Here is a 19,763-nt window from a genome sequence, read left to right on the forward strand (position 1 = left end):
TTGAGTCTTTCGTCGGAATCAATGAGATCACGTTATGGGATGCAAGTCCAGTTTTTTTAAAACGAGTCGATCCCTCAGGCCAAGGGCCCAACCTACAGATAATTGCGAAAACTCCCCCCTGCACAATTAACTGAAACAGTTCCGAACTTCATCAGGAATAGGAATTGATTTATTCAGCTTATAGTCCACCCAGACTACTTTGCTTATGCCCTGGGCCATTAATTCCTGATTTTGAAACAGGTCATGGTCAATCACAAAGCTTGAGCGGCCAATACTGTGAATGCTGCTGTCAAGCACCAGAGTGGCGGGATAAATAACCGGTTTTAAATAGGTACAAGCGGTATGAATAACCACAGGTCCTGTATTTTTTTTCAGATCAATGTTCAGCGTTGCCAGCCATTCAATCCGCGCCTCTTGAAAATAGTCAAAATAGCGTGCGTTATTGACATGCCCCAAGGCGTCCATATCACCCCAGACAATGGAAAAAATGCGCTGATGTACTTTATTTTTTTGAGTCATGATAAATCCAGGGGATCAATATCAATATTCCAGCGAACGCTGGAATGTGTTTTATCTATTGTTAACCATTCCCGCAATTGGGTCAACGCATTTTGCAGGGGCTTTCTCGCCGGTGATTTAAGCAATAACTGCATGCGATGCTGGTGTCCTTTACGCGCCATCGGGGCAGGTGCCGGGCCAAGGACCGTAATCATAGACGCAGACAAACGCTTTTTCATCTCCTTAAGTGCCGCCATCACTTTATCGGGATGACGTGCCTGGGCTCGAATTAAAGCCATGTAGTGAAAGGGCGGCAAAGCAGCTTGCTGACGCGCTGTTAACAAGGCATCGGCAAACGCGTTATAGCCTTCTCTAATCAGCAAATTAAGATAGGGGTTTTGCGGAACATGCGTCTGAATAATCACTTTTCCAGCGAGGGAGGCTCTGCCGGCGCGCCCCGAAACCTGGGTCAGTAGCTGACCTAACTGTTCAATAGCTCGGAAATCAGGGTGAAAAAAGCCGGCATCCGCATCGGCAATAACCACTAAAGTAAGTTTAGGGAAATGATGTCCCTTGGCCATCATCTGAGTGCCGACAATGAGTTGGGCTTCTCCCTTGGTGATTAGCTCAAGCCGCTTGCTCAGCTCGTTTTTTCGACTCACTTCATCGCGATCTACCCGCATAATCTGATAATCGGCAAATTCTTCCTGCAAAAACTCTTCCAGGCGTTGGGTACCTGTTCCCAGAGGTAAAAGTCCCGGGCTCTGGCATTTCCTGCAGCCCGGAGGCGCTGATTGATTAAAGCCGCAATGATGACAGATTAGCCGATTAATCTGCCGATGAAAGGTCAGATGGCTGTCGCAGCCAGGACAATCCGCTATCCATCCACAGAGCTGGCAGAATAAAACAGGAGAAAAACCGCGGCGGTTAATAAAGATAAGAACCTGATTGTTTTGCTGAAGCTGTTCTTTAATTGCCTGCAGGGTCGCCGGGGCTAAACCCTGATTAAGCAGAGTATTTCGCAAATCAATTACCTGAAATTGCAAAGCGGATGGGTTCAGCGCCTTGTGGCGTAAAGGCAAATTCGTATATTTTCCCAGGCTGGTATTGTGAAGTGTTTCGAGACTGGGGGTAGCAGAACCCAGAATAACCGGAATATTGGCGGTATGAGCACGCATTAAAGCGGTATCGCGGGCTGAATAACGAACACCTTCCATTTGCTTTAATGAACTGTCGTGTTCCTCGTCAATAATGATTAGGCCCAGTCGAGGCATGGGGGTAAAGACAGCGGCTCTGGTTCCAATCACAAGCCCCACCTGGTGTGCCGCAGCTAATTGCCATGCCTTGCTTCGTTCGGTTTCATTAAGCCCCGAGTGAATAACGGCCATCGGATAGTCAAAACGTTCCTGAAATCGACGCAGCAATTGCGGTGTCAAGCCAATTTCAGGTACCAGAATCAGGACCTGCAGCCCCTGGGCAAGCACTTTGCTGATGGTTTGCAAATACACTTCGGTTTTGCCGCTGCCCGTTACCCCATAAAGCAGAAAACAATGGTAATGGTGAAGATGGGCATGAATTTCCTTAACGGCCAGTGCCTGTTCTTCATTGAGCAAAAGAGGGTTTCTGATCTGATTTTCCTCTAAGGGCAGCAATGGCCTGATGGTTAAGGGTTTTAAGTTTTTCCCGTCGCGCAGCTTTTTAGGCAAGGCCAGCGGCAACACCTCGGAAAGCGGGGATTGGTAATACTGACTTATCCAACGACAAAGTTTCAGTATCTCGTCACTGATGATCGGTTCTTCATCCAGCAATTCACTAATGGTTTTCAATTTGTCTGCCGGCAGGCTTGAGTCTGACTTACCGGTTACGATGCCCAGCCTGATTTTATTACGAAATGACACGTAGACTCTGCAGCCGGATGCTGCCTGTATCCCATCGGCCAGATAGTCAAAACTATCCCGCATGGTATGGGGGATACAAACATTGAGCACCTCAGTCATTTGCCTGCCTGTGTTGCCGCTGCCACTCATGGCTTGCTGATTGGCCAGGAGCTGAAAACACTTTTACAACGACTTTTTCAATACGGTGTCTGTCCAGCTCTTCTTTTTCCTTGATTAATTCCTCAACAAACCAGCGCGATAATTCTTCTACCGTAATATTGGTTAAAGGCATTAAGGTGACGTCTTCTTTCAGGAAAGGTATTTTCTTCTTGTTAAACACAAAATAATAATATTCCTCATCTTCTGAAAACTGAAGAAACGGCGAATACTGGGGCATCAGAAATGTTTGATTCAAAAAACGACAGAGATTATGAATGCGTTGTTTATAGTAGCGATAGTCAAAGGTCATTCCGTTTTCTTCTACCCAGGTAGTTAAAGCCAGATACACGCCATACATATGGCCATGCAGGGGCTCTCTTTCGGTGGCCGAAAATATGGTGGTGTGTCCTGCGGAAAATTTCATGGATTCTTTCTGCAATTCGACGGTAGTCAAATATTTACTCATTTTATAAGCTCGCTCGTTTATCTTGTAATTGAAAGCCCGCCAAGTCTCCGTCATAGTGCTTTGACAGGGCAATTACTTTAAATAATTCACCCATTTCATCAGGTTGAATCAGTTGTTTAACCGCTTGAGCGGCTCTCAGGCGCTGCCCTTCGTCCTGAATCGCTTCCAGTAAGCTTAGCAAACCATTCCCCAACAAAAAAGCAGCCTGATTGGTATAGCCGCTCACATCAAGGCCTGCTGCAATTGCCGCTTCGGCAATCTGTGTGAAATCCACATGAGCAGTAATATCCTGCTGGCCGATGTAAACAAGAGGATTGGTATGGGCCTGATGCTGATAGTGGCACATAAGTGTGCCCTGATTTCGATCGGGATGGTAGAATTCAGCGCGAGGAAAACCATAATCAATTAAGAGCATAACCCCCTGTTCGAGACTGGCGGCACACTGCCTAATCCAGCCTTCCACATATAAATTAGCCTCCGACAAATAGGGAGAAAACTCTTTTGGCAAGACTTCGCCCAGATAGGTAAGCAGGCGGGAATTGCTGCAGGGCTTGAAGATTTCCTTCAATTGTTCCTGCTCGTCAAGGACGATATAACTTTCACAAATGCCCTCGTCGGTTTGCAGAAAACGATGAACCGGCATGGCGTCCAGAACTTCATTGGCCAGAATAATCCCCGAAAAGGCCTTTGGCCATTCGCTAATCCATTCTACCCTGGAAGCCAGCTCAGGAATTTCCTGCTGCACAAGCTGTTTCTGCCGTTCGCGTAAATGACCGCTCACTTCAAGAATATAATAAGTTTCTGGCAGCGCTCCTTTTCTGGCCAGCTGTTTCAACAGCTCGACGCAGAGTTTACCAGAGCCTGCTCCAAACTCGAGGATGATACCGGAACCTAAATGCGTTAAAATTTCCCGGCATTGTTCGCCCAGGGTCTGTGAAAAAAGCGGACTTAACTCCGGGGCTGTAATAAAATCACCCGAAGCACCGAACTTGGGATGAGCGGAGGTGTAATAGCCATATTCCGGTGAATACAAAGCAAGATGCATAAATTCTGCAAAGGAAATGACCTCATTCTTTCTGAGATGCGCGATTAAGGGTGTTGGTACATTCATAATTAACAGGCAAAAGGGGGAACATACCTTGAATCAGGACAGGAAACAAGTCAGAAAAGTGGCATTGATTACTGGCGCGGCCCGACGCATCGGCGCAGTCATTGCCGGGCACTTGCATCAGGCAGGTTATCGGGTGGCTATTCATTACCATCAATCGGAGGCAGAGGCGAATAGTCTGGCATTGCATTTTAATCAGCAGCAAGCCGCTTCGGCACAGATTTTTTGTCAGAACTTATCCAGCCTGGAAAAAGGCGAGCAGCTTATTGAGCCGGTTATCAACTGGGCAGGCCGGCTGGATCTGCTAGTCAATAACGCGTCTCAGTTTACTAAAAACCATTTTGAGAACTTTGATGAAAGCTTGTGGCATACGCTGTTCAAGCTGAATGTACAGGTTCCCTATCAGCTCAGCCAGGCAGCCTTGCCTTATTTAAAAAAGCAGCAGGGTGCGATTGTTAATATTACAGACATTCATGCTGAAATCCCTCTGAAGGAATATGCGATTTATTGTCAAACCAAAGCGGCTCTCCTGATGCAAACCCGTGCTTTGGCGAAGGAATTCGCGCCGAAGGTCCGAGTCAATGCCGTAGCTCCTGGCTCGATTGCCTGGCCCGAAAAAGAAAATAGTTTATCAGAACAGATGCAGCAGAAAATCATCGCTGAAACCCTTTTGAAACGCCATGGCCATCCTGATTTTATTGCCGAGGCAGTTCTGGCCCTAGTGAAAAATGAGTTTATAACGGGCCAGGTGTTGAATGTGGATGGAGGACGTAGTCTGCGCTAGACGGTGTCAGACGCTTATTCATCCTGGTCATGTACTCTTTGATCGATGTTAATGAGTTCAGGGAATAATAGGTCTGTAATTGCACTGATCCAAGTTCTCGAAAATAATAACGAATCAGGCTTTTGCTTTGCAGCACGGCCTGAAACTCATTTTCAAGCCAGGATAGTTCTTCAAGATGCCTTAGGAATAATTCAATTCGCTCCTCAAGCGCAACATCGAAGCCATTTGGACTCAATAAATGCTGGTAAAGCCAGGGTTTGCCTGTGCCTGCTCGTGAAATCATGAATGCATCGCAGCCGGTTGCTGCCAGGGCGGCTGCTAAAGAATTTCTTTCACAAATATCGCCATTGGCGATGACCGGAATCTTCACTGCTTCTTTAATCAAACGAATAGCCTGCCAGTTGCAGGCTACATCATAATCATCCTGCCAGCGCCGTCCGTGTACAATCAGAGCATCGATGCCGGTTTTTTCCAGCGCCTGGACTAAGGCGAGATCAGAGTCAGTATTCTGCAGACGGATTTTTACCGTTAATGGACATTGAAGCGCATCGCGTACTTTTTCTACGATACGAACTAAATGATCGGGTGTCTCCAGAAGGGCGCTTCCGGCACCGCGTTTTCTGATTTTAGCTTTTGGACAACCGCAGTTAATATCAATCAGATCAGCCCCGAGAATCTCCAGTTTTTTTGCAGCCTTTGCCATTAAATCCCCATCATTTCCCGATAGCTGATAACATAATTTGTTTTCATCCGGTGCGCGATGCAGGTAGCGGTTTTTCCCGCTATGTTTGTAAATAACATCATGCGCTGAAATCATTTCCGAGACGCAATAGGCTGGAGGTGTGTAACGGTAAAATAAAGCCCGCATGGGCGAACAGCTAAAGCCCGCCAGTGGTCCCTGAATCAGGCGATGCGGCAAATTTAATGCGCCCAGGAACCAGGGAAGGGAACTATTATCTGTACTCGCAATTTCAGTAAACATCTGGCAGAATCCGCGTTCTGATTAATTGAGCATTGTATCAAATTGAGCATCTAATGGATAAACATTACTACTCGCCACTGGAGTTGTTAAAAATAGCTACTCAGCATGCCTATGCGGCTGATCATTTGATGAGTAATTTACGCGATGATTTTATTGAAGGACAACATATAAAAGATAATTTAAACCCAATCAGTTCTTTAATGTATATTGCGTTTCAATTGACCCTGCAGGCTTATTTGCTGCACGTTCATCGTCCGGTCAAACAAAATAAAACCTTGATTGAGCTTCTGGAGATGAATCAGGATCTCAGTTTTTCCAGTCAGGACTTACAGCTGTTCAAAATGTTATCAAGGCAACTGGCTTTTCGTAAGGGAGTAAATTACGAACTGTGGCAAACCCGCCAGCAGTTTCAGGTTTTCTGTGCGGATTTACTGGATCTGTATGAAAGACTTCAGGCAATGATGCCTTTAGAATTGCAAAACGATTATCAGAAATAGCCTGAGTCCGGCCTTCTACAAATCCTTGTTTTCTCAGTCATTCTGCCCTCCTAAGTGCCTCGGGTTGTCCCTGATGGTTCCCCTCATTATTTATATAGTCAGGGGATAACTTAACAATTGCTCAAAAAGTTCTACTATCTGTCGTTCCCGCATAGGCGGGAATCTATTCCTCAAGGTAATTCCTAACTTTGTTTGCAAGATGGATTTCCGCCTACGCGGAAATGACACTATTTAAAGTCATTTTGGCCTGATAAGGTGAATGAAAAAATGAGGAGATTTCTCAGGGTTTGTCTGAGGCATCCATCCAATGCCTGATTGTTTAAATATTGATTCATAGCTATTTTTGTGCAAAAATAGCCCACCAAATGCTCTCTATACCCATCTGCGGAGAAACTTAATGCCTTTATTCAGTGCAAAATCAGTTGCAGAATTAAAAAACATGCTGGAAACATTAGAAGATAAGGCAGAGTTAAGCCAAATCAATTCCGAAAACCAAACTCCGATTGTATTTTTCGCAGCAAAATGCGACTGGGAAAAAGTCGCAGCATTTACTTGCATCTCCGAAGTCAGTAAGGGAGATACTGAGCGGTTTGGACAGGCAGCCCTTTTGGCCGCCAAAGCTGGAAAAATGGATCTGGCTATCCGCTTATTGAAAATAAACAATGTCTCCAGGCAGGAACGAATCGGCAGATGGAATATTCTACATTATGCGGCCATCCATGCTCCTTACCCCAATTCTTCAGAAGAAAAAAAGCAGGCAGCCCTTAGGTGGATTCAGGAGCTTCTGGCATTGCCGGGTATCCAGCCCAGTTGCAGTCAGACCACTGATAATGGGTATACCCCTATTCTTTTGGCAGCTCATTTCAAGAAATGGTATCTGGTGGAAGCCCTAATTAATGACTTCAATACTATTAAAGATACTCAGGCATTTGCTGAAGTAATTTTTCGGGCTGAGGAGGATAATCAGACTGAGCTTGCAAATGGAATTTTTGCTGCCATGCCGCCAGGAACCTTGTGGTTATATGAAGAAGAGGGAAAGCAGGAGATAAGCCGTCTGCATCTGGGCATTTTAAGAGGCAATAAGGAAGCTATCCTCACTTTTGCGGCCGAGCCCTATTTGTCCCGCTGCACAGCCAGGACCTTGCAAAACCCCTACGGTCTTTCTCCGGCTCGATTGGCGGCAGTTCTTGAGAACTGGGAAGTTGTAGAGCTATTAACAAAAGAAAAGACAGACGAAGCCGACAGGCAGCAATATAGCCCCACCATGTTATGGGCCGCCCAATGCAAGCAATTTGAACTGGCTGGTGATTTACTAGCAAAAGGGGCGAATCCCGAATGGCGATATGAGCAAGCTGAGAGCGGGGCTATCAACGCTTTTCATATTGCTGTACAGGAAAATCAGGAAAAGTTTCTAATCGCTTTGACTGCCCGATATAACCCGCTCTCAGATAATGACGCATTGCTGTTAAAATATGAGAATAAAACGGCAATAGAACTGGCGGTCGAGTTAAAACACTGGCATTTGCTGCCTCATTTCGCAAAGATGGCGCCCTCTAATCCACAGGCGGCGGGTTATACAGCAGCTTATGAAGCTGCCAAAACAGCCAATGTATTAAAAGCAGAGGAGCTGGAATTACTGTGGGAAGCGGCTTACCCTGAACTGGTGCCGGCAGAGAATGAGCGTTTTGTCGCGGCGTTTAAGAAAATTTATCAGGCCCTGTACGCAGGACAATCCTCCTGGTTCAAGTCCAGCAACTTCGTAGACCAGCATCCGACGCTGACAAGAGCGGATATTCGACAGCATATTGCTGAGAGACCTTTCTCACGCTCCAAATTTGCCGCGGAACTCACTTTAAAATACAAGGACCGGATGGATGATATCAATCTGGTTAGGGAGATTCATCAGTATGCTTACCAGCATAGCGGCTTTTTTAAACGCAGCCTGAATGGAGCTCAATTGCTTACGGATAATGCGAAAACCGTGATTGAAAACGCCGATGCCGACTCTCGAACCGGTTTAATTCGCATGGGGTTAGGCCAATAAGTCGAGCTTCACTGCCATTAAGTTAAGCTCAGTTGTATTTTAAACTATCTTCCCCGCGAAGGCGGGGAGCTGCGTTCACATTTGAAGTGCAACAGTTTGTTAGAAAAAATTTCTGCTGGAGTTTTATACCCTAAACATTTTCTTGGAGTCAAATTATAAAAACGTTGAATCTGTTGCAAGTCCATTTCATTAATGTCTTCAAAGTTGGTTTTTCTTGGCAAGTGGCGTCGTATTCTTCCAATAGCATTCTCCACGCCCCCTTTTTGCCAGGGTGAGTAGGCGTCACAAAAATAGGTTCTAACTTGATGCTGTGTTAACTGGTGATGTTCTGAGAACTCCGTGCCATTGTCAAAAGTGACCGTTTTAACCATGTTAATGGGTAATTGGGTAAAAAAATTAACAAGATGCTCTGCAATAGGCTTCGCTTCCTTTGTTTGTATTTTGAATAAAAAGAGTACTCGGGAATACCGTTCGTGAACGACTAAAAGAGCGCCTCCTCGTTTAGAAAACTGCATTAAATCAACCTCCCAATGGCCTATCTGTTTGCGGTTTGCTACGTGTCGTGGCCGCTCATGAATCGAAACCCTGTCTTTAATAAATGAGGTAGAGGAGTGTTTTCTCTTTAGTTTGCTTCGACGCCGATACCGTTCGCTGGGAAGATAATGCCTCCAACTATAGTCTTTAGTTCGTTTGATTTGCTGATAAATGAAACGATAGATTGACTCATAAGAAATAACATTGCATCCTTGCTCTCGCGCCAGCCTTTTTGCGACCTGCTGAGGAGACCATCCCATAGCAAGGCGGTCTAACACAGCTTTTCGCAATTCAGGTCGGCGCTCAAGCTTGCCCCCTGTCCATCTGCGAGCTCTCGTCTGGGCTTGAGCATAATTCGCATCATAGCCTTTCGTTTTGGTTATATTCCTTTTCAACTCTCGAGATATTGTAGATGCCGAGCGATCCAGAGCTGTCGCAATCTTTTGGAGTGAATAGCCTTCTCTTTGAAGAATGGATATTCTACATCTCTCCTCCATCGAGAGCTGATTGTATTGTTTTCCCATAGCAACACCGAGTATATACGATGTTGCACTTCGTTTGTGAAATTAAGGGATATATCTCTGAGCTAGCTATAATGCCAATCGAGGAATGGATCCCACTTCGCGGGAAGGCGTTGTTGAGTAAATAAAGATATGTGCACAAACAACTGTCTTTGCGAGCGTTAGCGAAGCAATCCAACTCCTAACTTTGTTCAAATTCCGAACTGGATTGCTTCACTTTGTTCGCAAAGACGACAGGTTGGTTGCTTAGTCCTATTCACGCAGCAACGTCTTCGCGGGAAGGACAAAATTCCTCACTTATGGCAGTATCACTCAATACCTCTCCCCATCTTTTGCTCAAAGTTCACTCAGCTATCAAGCGCAAGCTAAACCGGCTATAATAGTGGTCAACGATCATTTGTTCAAACAGTAACCAGAAACTCTAAATTATGCTAGCAATTGATAACATCGAGCAAAAGCCGCTTACTGAGTTCACCGAGAAAGCTTATCTCGATTACTCAATGTATGTGATTCTTGATAGAGCACTGCCTCATCTGGCGGATGGGCTGAAGCCTGTTCAGCGTCGTATCGTCTATGCGATGTCTGAACTAGGCCTGAAAGCGACTGCCAAACATAAAAAATCAGCGCGGACGGTAGGGGATGTATTAGGTAAGTTCCATCCTCATGGCGACTCGGCCTGCTATGAAGCCATGGTGCTGATGGCGCAACCTTTTTCATATCGCTATCCTTTTGTTGACGGCCAGGGAAACTGGGGTTCTCCTGATGATCCCAAGTCATTTGCTGCGATGCGTTATACCGAGGCCAGGCTTTCCAATTATGCGGAATTACTACTCTCGGAATTACAGCAGGGCACTGTAGATTGGGTCGATAATTTTGACGGCAGTTTGCAGGAGCCCGCTTTATTGCCGGCGCGCCTGCCCAATGTGCTGTTAAATGGAGCCACCGGGATTGCCGTGGGCATGTCTTCTGATGTTTTACCGCATAATCTGATAGAAGTAGCCAATGCCTGTATTCATCTGCTGGAACACCCGCAGGCAGAACTTGATGATGTTTTGCAGCATATCAAAGGCCCCGATTTCCCAACCCAGGCTGAGATTATTACCCCGCCACAGCAAATAAGGTCTATGTATGAGTCGGGTCAGGGCTCAGTGAAAATGCGGGCTATTTATCATGTGGAAGCACATCAGATTGTTATTCATGCCTTGCCTTATCAGGTATCAGGAGCGCGCGTCATTGAGCAGATAGCGGCTCAAATGCAGCAAAAGAAATTACCCATGGTTGAGGATTTGCGCGATGAGTCAGATCATGAGCATCCCACTCGCCTGGTTATTATACCCAAGTCGAATCGGGTCGATGTTGAGGGCTTGATGTCTCATTTATTTGCCACCACCGATTTGGAGCGCAGTTATCGGGTCAATTTCAATATGATTGGCCTGGATGGCAAACCCCGGGTTAAAGATCTCTTAAGTTTATTGAAGGAATGGCTGGTATTTCGTCTGGCAACAGTAACCCGGCGTTTGCAATATCGTCTGAATAAAATTCTTGAGCGCATTCATGTTCTTGAGGGTTTGATTATTGCCTATCTAAACCTTGATGAGGTTATTCGCATTATCCGTGAGGAAGATCAGCCTAAACTGGCGTTGATGAAGCGGTTTTCTTTAAGCGACAGGCAGGCTGAGGCCATATTGGAAATGAAGCTGCGCCATCTGGCCAAGCTTGAGGAAATCCGCTTGCAGGCTGAGCTCAAGGACTTATGTAAAGAGCGCGATCATATCGAGGCCTTATTAGCCGACGAAGGGAAATTGCGAAATCTGGTTAAAACTGAAATAGCAGCCGATCGCGACAGCTATGGCGACTTAAGACGTTCTCCTTTAATGGAGCGTCAGGATTCACAGGCTTTAAAAGAGGAGGATATCCTTCCGAATGAGCCAATCACCGTCATTTTATCGCAAAAAGGTTGGGTGCGGGCGGCCAAAGGCTATGATGTGAATGGCCAGGATTTGAGCTACAAGGCGGGTGATGGATTCAAGACGCAAACCAATGCGCGCAGTAATCAGCAGGTTGTGTTTTTTGATAGTGAAGGAAAGGTGTATGCCTTGCCTGGGCATGTGCTGCCCTCTGCCAGAGGCCAGGGTGAGCCGCTGACTGGCAAGCTAAATCCCGCTGACGGTATGCTGTTCGAGGCAGTGACTTCCGGGGAAGCAGAAAACTACATCTTGCTCGCCAGCGATGCGGGTTATGGTTTTATCACCCAGCTTGGTGAGCTGTATGTCAAAAACCGCAATGGCAAGGCCTGTCTCAAATTGCCTGAGAATAGCCGTCTTCTGTCACCAAGACCGGTAAATAATATAGAGAATGATCTGATTGCCTGTGCGACCAATATTGGCCGCCTGCTTATTTTTTCAGCAAAAGAATTGCCAATTTTAACTAAGGGTAAAGGCAATAAAATGATTAGCATCCCCAGTGCAAAATCAAGTGCGCGGGAAGAGTTCATCGTTGATTTTCAAGTGCTTTGTGAAGCCGATCAGTTAACTGTTCATGCAGGAAAAAGGCATTTTACCCTTAAGCCGGTCGATCTGAATCATTATCGTGCTGAGCGCGGACGCCGCGGTAACCGCTTGCCGCGTGGATTGCAGGCAGTCACTTCTCTCGAAGTGATTCGTTCGAACGAGACCGCAGTATGAAACTTACCGCCCGCAAATTACGCTGGATTATGAATCTCTGGCCTCCCTTCTGGGGCGCTGGGATTCACGTTGATGAAATAAAGGCTGATTATAGTTACATTCGGGTATCGCTTAAATTACGCTGGTATAATCAAAACTATGTAGGGGTTCATTTTGGCGGCAGCCTGTTTTCGATGACCGATCCCTTTTTTATGCTTATGCTCTTACAACGGCTGGGCAAGGATTTTATTGTCTGGGATCAGCAAGGTGAAATTCAGTATCTCAGTCCAGGAAAAGGCAGGGTATTTGCCGAGTTCAAATTAAGCGATGAAGAGATTGAGCAAATTCGCCAGGAAGCCTTAACCAAAGGAAAAATAAATCCGGTTTTTACAGTCACGATTTATGATGAAGCTAAACAGATGGTTGCTACAGTAAAAAAAGTCCTATATGTGAAGAGCAAACAGTATGTTAAATGAAAGCCTTTTGACTGTTTCAACGCTAGTCCTCCAATATCGATCGCAGACTCTTTTTCTTTTCTTCTGATAAGGGCGCGAATGCCAAAGTAGCCAGCCCTGCTTTACGATAGAATGATTCAATCACCGGATCGAGCATAGATTGCAGGTGCTGGCGTATCGTTTCTTCGTCACCACGAGCGATTGGGCCAGTTAATGCATGAGGCAAATCCTTGGCATTGCGGACATTAAACAGGCTGTTTTGCATCAGGGAAACAATAATTTCCTTTGCTATTTCTTTTTCAACCCCTGCCTCACGCATACATTGTTCAGCTGCATGGGCAATTGTCACCAGATAATTTGAGGCAATTGCAGCAGCGCTGTGGTAAAGCATTTTTTGACTTGCCTCAATGCTGAATAATTTAGCGCCAAGATTTACAAATAAGGGTGAAATAATTTCTACCGCTTTTTCATCTCCCTCAATACTGCAATAACAATCTTTAAAAATTTCTGCATTGAGCGCCTGATGAGGAAAAGGTTTTAATGGATGAATACACGCAATATGACAGCCCAGAGCACGCAAGGGGGATAAAATGGCCGATGATAATACGCCGCTGCAATGGATAATGGTAGAGCCTTTGAGAATAGGCTCATAATGCTGCAGCTGTTGGACAATTTCCGGGATTACTGAGTCAGGAGTAGTAATGAAATGCAGACTCGCCCGGGAAAGCGCCTGTAATTCACTTATCGCATCTCCCTCGCCTAGTAAACTGACGGAATTCACGGCGGATTCATAGTGCTTATTATACACAGAGTGCAATTTGCCTTGCCCTGAACAAATAAGGGCAAAAGCGAGTTGTTTTCCCAGGCGGCCACAGCCAATAAGATTAAAATTCATAAATTTTTACAATAAATTATTCAAATAGTAACAATATTTACACTGTATTATCAGTATTTGTACTTAAATAAGAGTATAATCATAGTTTATTTAATTACTAGTGGCCAATAGCGATGCCTCCATATCTGATTAGAGGAACCTATAATGAAGTGTTCACCGCCTTCGGAAGCGATTTCGTACTTGGAGGTGGAACAAATATTTCAACCCTCGAGCCCGATTTCGAGCGCTCTACTTTTATGGGCACCCTTGAGGAATGCCTGCTCCACCTTCAAACATGGAAGGATTCCGAAAAAAGCGATCATGAATTTTATACCCAGGGTAACATGTTTGGCGCAGTATTAAAGATGCTGTTCGGTGCCAATGTGTATGAACATCCTTTGAAAAAGGCAGAGGAAGATCCTGAGAATTTTGCCAACAATAAGCTGGCATCGATAGACTTCGGTTTTGTTGATAAAGATGGGCAACTTGCCGCGTTCCATCTTGAATATCGGAAGGATGATCCTGGCCAATGGTTAGCCGGTATCATTAAAAACACCAATAAAAAACCTGAGGAACGAGAAGTCCTTTTTATGAGCAGCTTTGAACCTAAAGTAGTGAATTCAGCTGCCAACATCCAGGTAAGCTCCGTTGAAGCCGGAGCGACCCCATTGATAGGGACTGAGGACGCACCCATTATTCACAATCCATTGGTCCGTAATATCCTGCAGGCTATCTTTCTGAGAAATGGCAAAGTCCACCCTGATAGCGATATCATCGAACAGTTCACGCAATTGGCAAGTGATAGAGGGGGCTATGAGCAGAATACAGAATTATTAGATAGTTTGCAGGCTAATGTCGATAAAGCAATTGCTAATCCGGGCTTGAAGGCAATTAAAGAGCTTGGCCTGGTCGGATATCGAAGCGTCGCCTCAATGCAAAAGTGCCTTAGGAAGGAAAATCCGTTTTATCAGCAACTGGCTGCGCTGACTAAATTAAGTAATAAGACTCTAGCGGCCCAGCGAGGGGTTTTATTATTATTTTTAGACTCTGCCAATCTGTCTCATTTATATTCCGGCTACTCCACAGCTGCTTTTCTTCCGGCGCTGATTAGCTATATAAAAGAGAACATGCTGGGCAAGACTCCAGATGAGATCCGCGAAAACTGTAATCAGGTTAAAACACTTTGGTCTTCCCTGGATAAAAGCCTGAGTAGCACAACTAAGGAAACCATAATCGCCGCATTTCTTCGTTCGAGTAAATCCCCGCTGATACAGAATTGTCTGCACAGTATTCGCAATGATAGTGAAGCAAAAGTGATTTTAAACCGTCTTCGTGATGGAGAAAATGATCTGCAGTTTTATCTCGATAAAATGCACGGCTGCTATTATTTGCCCTCAGTGCTGGCTAGTCAACCCACGACAATGGAGCGAGATCAGTTTTATAGCATCGCAGACGATCAAGCGCTTCATCAGGCAATTCACCTCTTGCAAAAAAACGGGATTGAAACCTACACTGAATTACTGCTTGATCCTGCGCAGTTTCAGCGATTGAAACCCTTCATTAGCGAATTGAACTCACCGGACCAGGACAAGATTGCCAAAGTGAGTATTATGCTATGGTTAAGCAACCAGGGACAGTTTGATCATTTCTATGCCAATCAGAACAACATTGACTATTTACGCCTGTTAAAACGCATGGTTGAGATCAATGCGCTGAAAGGAAAAGACTTAGCTGACCACCTGCAAAAAACCCAGGTATTTTTGGAAGAGATCAAGCCAAAGATTCTGGAAACCGGGCCCAGAAATGAAAAAGCAATGGCGTCACTTGCACAATGTTATCTTGTTTATCCCGGCGATAATCCGCTGGCTGTATTGCCGCGATTAAAGAATGAGTCGGAGATTCGTTTACTGCAGTTTCTTTTAAGGCATGAAACACAAGAAGCTAATCTCATTAGCTTAGTTGATCAACTGCAAGTCTATCCCCAATTGGCAGAGCAATTAATGCGGCTGTTCGACAAAGGGATAGGCGCAGGTGATATCATGGCCATCGGTATCGATCCCGAAAAGCACCAGCTGCTGAGTCTATTTCAGGGCCATAACGTGCCCTATACTGCAAATGACATTCGTAACCTGCTTTTGCCTTTTTCCGCAGAGCTGCAAACTGCGGTTCAGGCAGAACCGAATGCTGAAATGCGCAAGTGTTTCCTGCAGGCCGTTGTGAATCTTGCCCGAAACAACTTATTGAGCCATGAGCTTTTGAAACCAGAGGCCCAGCTGCAGAGGCAGTTAATCGCCAATTTGCAGCGTGTTGTACCTGGAAATGTACGTTACTCAAGTCTGGCAGTGGGAAGCGATGCAAAATCTCATGACTTTAAAGTGCTGCTGAGGGAAATATTTTCTAATAATTTACCCCCTTCCGGCCAAAAACTGTTGATAGAAGAGGCATTTACAGCCATTGCTGCGAGTAAACCGGATAATTTACAGCCGGACACTGATGCTAAAAAGAAATTAGCCAAGCCCCTCTCTCAGATGCATGTCCAAATGACCACACTAAAACATCTGGAAAGCTTGCAACTTGAGCAAAAAATACTGGATTTATTAAAAGGGCAAGATACCACCAGTCAAAAGTTTTTCAGAATTGCAATGTTTATTGAAGAACAATGCGAGCAGATGCGCAAGCGTCTTGAAAAGACCAATCCTCAAAAATACCAGAAGATGCTATCTCATGAAGCTGACTATCGAAAGGCGCTGTATGGCATTTTACATGACAGCCTGACCGGAGACGCCAGTCCAAGGACCAGGGAGGAGCTAAATAAGCGTCTGGAAAAAGCTGAAAAGCCATTGCTTGATGCTCTGGAAGGTGATAGCCGTAAAGCCTATCGTCAGGGAATGAGGATTATTGCAAACTTTTTTAGTATCTTGCTGATTGGCATACCAAACCTGATTCACCATAGACACACCGGAAACTGGACCTTTTTCAGCACTCCGCGTTCAAGGGAAACAGCACAAACGGTAAGTAAAAAGGTAAGAGATGAAATTGAGTCATCTTCAGAGAATACTCAGAATAAAAGGTAACTCCCCAGATACGTCATCCTGAGCGTAGCGAAGGATCTCAGACTGCTTGGAACTGAGCCAGATTCAGGAGATCCTTCGCTACGCTCAGGATGACGTACTTGGGGGGGGAGTTGCGAATAAATTGTAGAGAAATGGATTCCTTCTTCATTTGTTATAAAGACTGACGCCGACACGAAATCCTTATTATTCATATAATTATTTCTGGGTTGAATAAATTTCAATCTTAGCTTGATCTTTTTTTGCACTCTGATTCTGGAACACCCTACATAAGGTTAATTAATAAGCAATCTACTATTGAATTCTGGCAAGATTTCTGCTTAATATGAATATTCTGCATTGCACAGAAATTTTAAGGATGAGCCATGTCGCTGCCATTGAAGGCCTTTCAACACAATCAGTTAACATTTACCACCTCAGGAACGCCCGTTCCAACTTCTGGTCATACGATAAGCCGCGTTGAATTTCTGGACACTGATGGTTCAATCAAGAAAGGGTTTTTCAAGCCAGTCGATAATGAGCTTTATCCAGTCTTGCTGGCAAAATATTCTGTAGCGAGTAGTGTGTCTCTGCGCCTGTCGATGGGTGAGTTTATGGCTGAGGAGCGACTGGTTTATCGCGACGGCCAGATTGTGGGTACGGTTTCATTTGATCTTCCAAACTATAAGCCTCTGCTTAAAATAACGGATGATGTGCCGACTGACGCCATCGAGAAAATGTGGGTCGATCCGTCAATGCAGACCTTGCTGGAGAAAAATGTCGCAAGACAACTTGCCGCCTGGCTGCGCATCGGGGATGAAGACAGACATCCGGACAATCTTAGCCTGTTTGGTGGTATTGATTTTGATATGTGCCATGACCGCTATAGCAAAATCATTCGCGGGCCAAGAGCTATCGATATGGTAACCAACCCGGATGTGGTTCGTGTTACCAGCGCGCAAATTGCTGATTTACCGGTTGTAGAGGGAAGAACGCATTGGCCAGCCAATAGTTATCCCGAAAATTTTAATTTATTAAAAAAATACCGCTCAACCACTGCTTTTCGTGATCTTGCAGGTAGTGAAGAATTTAAAGAGCAGATGTTTGAGGCGTTTACCTATGAATTATTAACTTATGATCCTGATGTGTTACGGTCGCGCCTGACTGAATATCTTGGCGATGAGCCATTGGATTATCGAAGTCTTTCCGGAAAAAAAATAGAGGATCTGGAGGCGGCAAACAGTAAGCTGTTTAATGCAACCACTGATAAAGAATCATTTGTTAATCACATGCTTGCGGTGACTCAGGAGGAGTATGATGAATTATACCGTGCGGTAGTCGGGTATCCTGGGAGTGAAGCCAACAGAAGGCAGCTTAAGGTTCCCAGTTTTAATACATTTCTGGAGAAAAAGCCCAAGGTTGTCCAGCGTATCAAAGAATGGACTGCAGCTCAAAACAAGAAGACTGCAGAAGCTGTGGAAAACCATTCCCGGTTAATACAGGAAATTCAGAAACGAAAGCTTACTGCGGCGGATGAGCCTCTTGAAAAACTTAAAAAGATGGAGGCTATGTGTCCAGCCTATTGCATGAGTGATCTTTGTAAATATGATGACGAGAAAATTTCCAAACGTTTCCATAAAATCTGGCGAGATTCATTTTTGCCTCATGTCAATCAAATTTTGCTGGGCCTGGATAATCTGGAAAGATCAATTATTACCCAGCTTAGCCAGCAAACATTGCCTTCCATTGACGATAATTTGCCGGAATTGGATAAGTCCACTGCAACAGAGTCCTGGCAACTGCTGTCAAAGGCTACTGACTTATCGAAGATCAGCGTCAATTGCAGACCAGATAATCCTGAATATCTTGCCTTACAGGAAATCAGGGCATTCCACAAAGAGCTTCACGACATAGCCGATACTTATTTCCGTACGGATCTTCTAAATTTAAGCGAAAGAACGAATGCGGTTTTTCTCGAGAGGATGCAAGACACCGTTAATAAGCATGAAAAGAGCATCCTGGATCATTTGGGAACTACAGGTAAAGCGACCGATTTTACAAATATACTGGATAAAATAGACCGCTACAAACCAATCATGAAGTGGTCGAGGTATATCAGTCGAGATGATTTGCCTTTATATGGTAACAAAGAAACACAATCCAATATTAAATTAAAATCGCATGTCGATCCGCAGGTCATGGATGCTTGCTTTAAGCAATTATTTGCCTGGGCGGATGAGCAGGATGAGATTAGCGGGAAGAATGGTGATTCGGCTTTAACTAATTTTATAGCGGAGATTATTGAGCGTAATTATACCCCTGGCACTTTCAGCTGGTTCACTAATCGTTACCGTGCAACCAGTGTATTGAATTATATCAAAACGACGCGCCTGAAAGGCTCTGAAAAACTGGCCTGGATTTTTAGCGAGGGGGGCCATGAGACTACTTCTCTGAATACCCATCTGGTCAATAATCTGATTAACAGCATGCTTGTCGATTTTCAGGACGAGGTGGGTTGCAATCTTGCCAGTGTCAGACATGCCATCAATACAAAAGTATTTAACAGTGCTGCATACACACAGCGAATTATGACCTACTCCAGAACCAATGAAAAATTTATTCACAGTCGAAGTGTAAGTGCTGTTTCTAATTTTCATAATGCCATGTACAAATGGGTAGACTCGTTTAAAACCGAAGAGGCTTTCCGAAAGTTTATTGATGATTGTGTCAAAAAGTATCTTGAACCGGCCAGTATTGGAGCACAGTTTGCGAGCTTTTTTGTAACCACGAAAGTAAGGGATCAGGAAGTACCCACGTATTTTGATAAGAAATTCGGCTATTCACGCAGCAATATTCTGGCGATGATTTTAACTAAAGGTGCAATTAATGATGGTTCGCTCAATTCGATATTGGTAAAAGCAATTCTGGCAGATATGCAAAGCAAGTATGCCGTCCATGAACGGGCTGTAAAACATGGCAGCAATGCCAGCTCGACGGATTTTAAGATATCGGAGACTGATAACGAGTTGGAGACCTTTGGTGCTTATGATTCGGTTCGACCAATGAAAAGTGCAGATATTACTCACAAGTTTCTTGATGATTTACGTAAATTGTCTAAAGACAAAACAGTGGTGCAACCACCTGTATCAAAAGCACCTCCTTCGCTGGGTAAAGCACTTGGTGAAACTGAAAAAAATGGGGCGAAATCTGGCCAGAACCCAGTATCAGCGCTCAGTTGTTCCTGACTCTTT

14 protein-coding genes are annotated in these 19,763 nt (G+C 44.8%); 7 read left to right on the top strand and 7 right to left on the bottom strand.

Annotated elements, in window-relative coordinates; all coding sequences use genetic code 11:
• Window positions 1-126: 126 nt before the first annotated feature.
• The 4 genes from E1O89_RS14690 to E1O89_RS14705 are packed head-to-tail and all read right to left on the bottom strand — an operon-like array spanning window position 127 to window position 4,111.
• Window positions 127-519 carry an acyl-CoA thioesterase gene (locus E1O89_RS14690; RefSeq protein WP_133140813.1) on the bottom strand — a complete coding sequence of 131 codons (393 nt, stop codon included), beginning with the start codon at window positions 517-519 and terminating at the stop codon, window positions 127-129.
• The gene (priA, locus tag E1O89_RS14695; RefSeq protein ID WP_133140830.1) at window positions 516-2,495 is read right to left on the bottom strand and encodes a primosomal protein N'; all 1,980 of its coding nucleotides are present in this window, start codon (window positions 2,493-2,495) and stop codon (window positions 516-518) included. Before priA ends, E1O89_RS14690 begins: the two co-directional genes overlap by 4 nt.
• A complete protein-coding gene (locus tag E1O89_RS14700) occupies window positions 2,488-3,000 on the bottom strand; it encodes a 6-pyruvoyl trahydropterin synthase family protein (protein WP_133140814.1) in 513 nt (170 codons plus the stop codon). The genes priA and E1O89_RS14700 overlap by 8 nt, the downstream gene beginning before the upstream one ends.
• Window position 3,001: 1 nt before the next feature.
• Window positions 3,002-4,111 (bottom strand): class I SAM-dependent methyltransferase, encoded by a 1,110-nt coding sequence (locus E1O89_RS14705; protein ID WP_133140815.1) that lies wholly within the window; start codon window positions 4,109-4,111, stop codon window positions 3,002-3,004.
• Window positions 4,112-4,139: 28 nt separating this feature from the next.
• On the opposite strand from E1O89_RS14705, the gene E1O89_RS14710 reads away from it, so the two are divergent.
• Window positions 4,140-4,892: a pteridine reductase gene (locus tag E1O89_RS14710; protein ID WP_165483175.1), complete on the top strand. Its 753-nt coding sequence runs from the start codon at window positions 4,140-4,142 to the stop codon at window positions 4,890-4,892.
• Here the strand turns inward: E1O89_RS14710 and E1O89_RS14715 are convergent.
• Window positions 4,843-5,874, bottom strand: a complete 1,032-nt coding sequence (locus E1O89_RS14715; RefSeq protein WP_133140817.1) for a tRNA dihydrouridine synthase — start codon at window positions 5,872-5,874, stop codon at window positions 4,843-4,845. The two genes, E1O89_RS14710 and E1O89_RS14715, sit on opposite strands and share 50 nt — an antisense overlap.
• A 53-nt stretch (window positions 5,875-5,927) precedes the next feature.
• On the opposite strand from E1O89_RS14715, the gene E1O89_RS14720 reads away from it, so the two are divergent.
• Window positions 5,928-6,371 (top strand): hypothetical protein, encoded by a 444-nt coding sequence (locus E1O89_RS14720; protein ID WP_112218680.1) that lies wholly within the window; start codon window positions 5,928-5,930, stop codon window positions 6,369-6,371.
• Between the two features lie 397 nt (window positions 6,372-6,768).
• Complete coding sequence (locus tag E1O89_RS14725) at window positions 6,769-8,415, top strand: ankyrin repeat domain-containing protein (protein WP_133140818.1); 1,647 nt, start codon at window positions 6,769-6,771, stop codon at window positions 8,413-8,415.
• 44 nt (window positions 8,416-8,459) lie between these two features.
• On the opposite strand, the gene E1O89_RS14730 is transcribed toward E1O89_RS14725, so the two are convergent.
• The gene (locus E1O89_RS14730) at window positions 8,460-9,473 is read right to left on the bottom strand and encodes an IS30 family transposase (RefSeq protein ID WP_133140819.1); all 1,014 of its coding nucleotides are present in this window, start codon (window positions 9,471-9,473) and stop codon (window positions 8,460-8,462) included.
• A gap of 425 nt (window positions 9,474-9,898) precedes the next feature.
• Here E1O89_RS14730 and parC point away from each other — a divergent pair, with 425 nt between their 5' ends.
• Both parC and E1O89_RS14740 read left to right on the top strand, forming a co-directional pair.
• The gene (parC, locus tag E1O89_RS14735; RefSeq protein WP_133140820.1) at window positions 9,899-12,154 is read left to right on the top strand and encodes a DNA topoisomerase IV subunit A; all 2,256 of its coding nucleotides are present in this window, start codon (window positions 9,899-9,901) and stop codon (window positions 12,152-12,154) included.
• Entirely contained in the window at window positions 12,151-12,609 is a 459-nt protein-coding gene (locus tag E1O89_RS14740; RefSeq protein ID WP_112218771.1) for a DUF4442 domain-containing protein, read from the top strand. Before parC ends, E1O89_RS14740 begins: the two co-directional genes overlap by 4 nt.
• 22 nt (window positions 12,610-12,631) lie before the next feature.
• On the opposite strand, the gene E1O89_RS14745 is transcribed toward E1O89_RS14740, so the two are convergent.
• Window positions 12,632-13,483 (bottom strand): Rossmann-like and DUF2520 domain-containing protein, encoded by an 852-nt coding sequence (locus tag E1O89_RS14745; RefSeq protein WP_133140821.1) that lies wholly within the window; start codon window positions 13,481-13,483, stop codon window positions 12,632-12,634.
• A 113-nt stretch (window positions 13,484-13,596) separates the two neighbouring features.
• Between E1O89_RS14745 and E1O89_RS14750 the strand changes: the two genes are divergently transcribed.
• Complete coding sequence (locus E1O89_RS14750; RefSeq protein ID WP_133140822.1) at window positions 13,597-16,536, top strand: hypothetical protein; 2,940 nt, start codon at window positions 13,597-13,599, stop codon at window positions 16,534-16,536.
• 362 nt (window positions 16,537-16,898) lie between these two features.
• Window positions 16,899-19,757: a hypothetical protein gene (locus E1O89_RS14755; RefSeq protein ID WP_133140823.1), complete on the top strand. Its 2,859-nt coding sequence runs from the start codon at window positions 16,899-16,901 to the stop codon at window positions 19,755-19,757.
• Window positions 19,758-19,763 lie beyond the last annotated feature (6 nt).

It is taken from the genome of Legionella genomosp. 1 (genome assembly GCF_900640215.1).
Classification (GTDB): domain Bacteria; phylum Pseudomonadota; class Gammaproteobacteria; order Legionellales; family Legionellaceae; genus Legionella_C; species Legionella_C quinlivanii_A.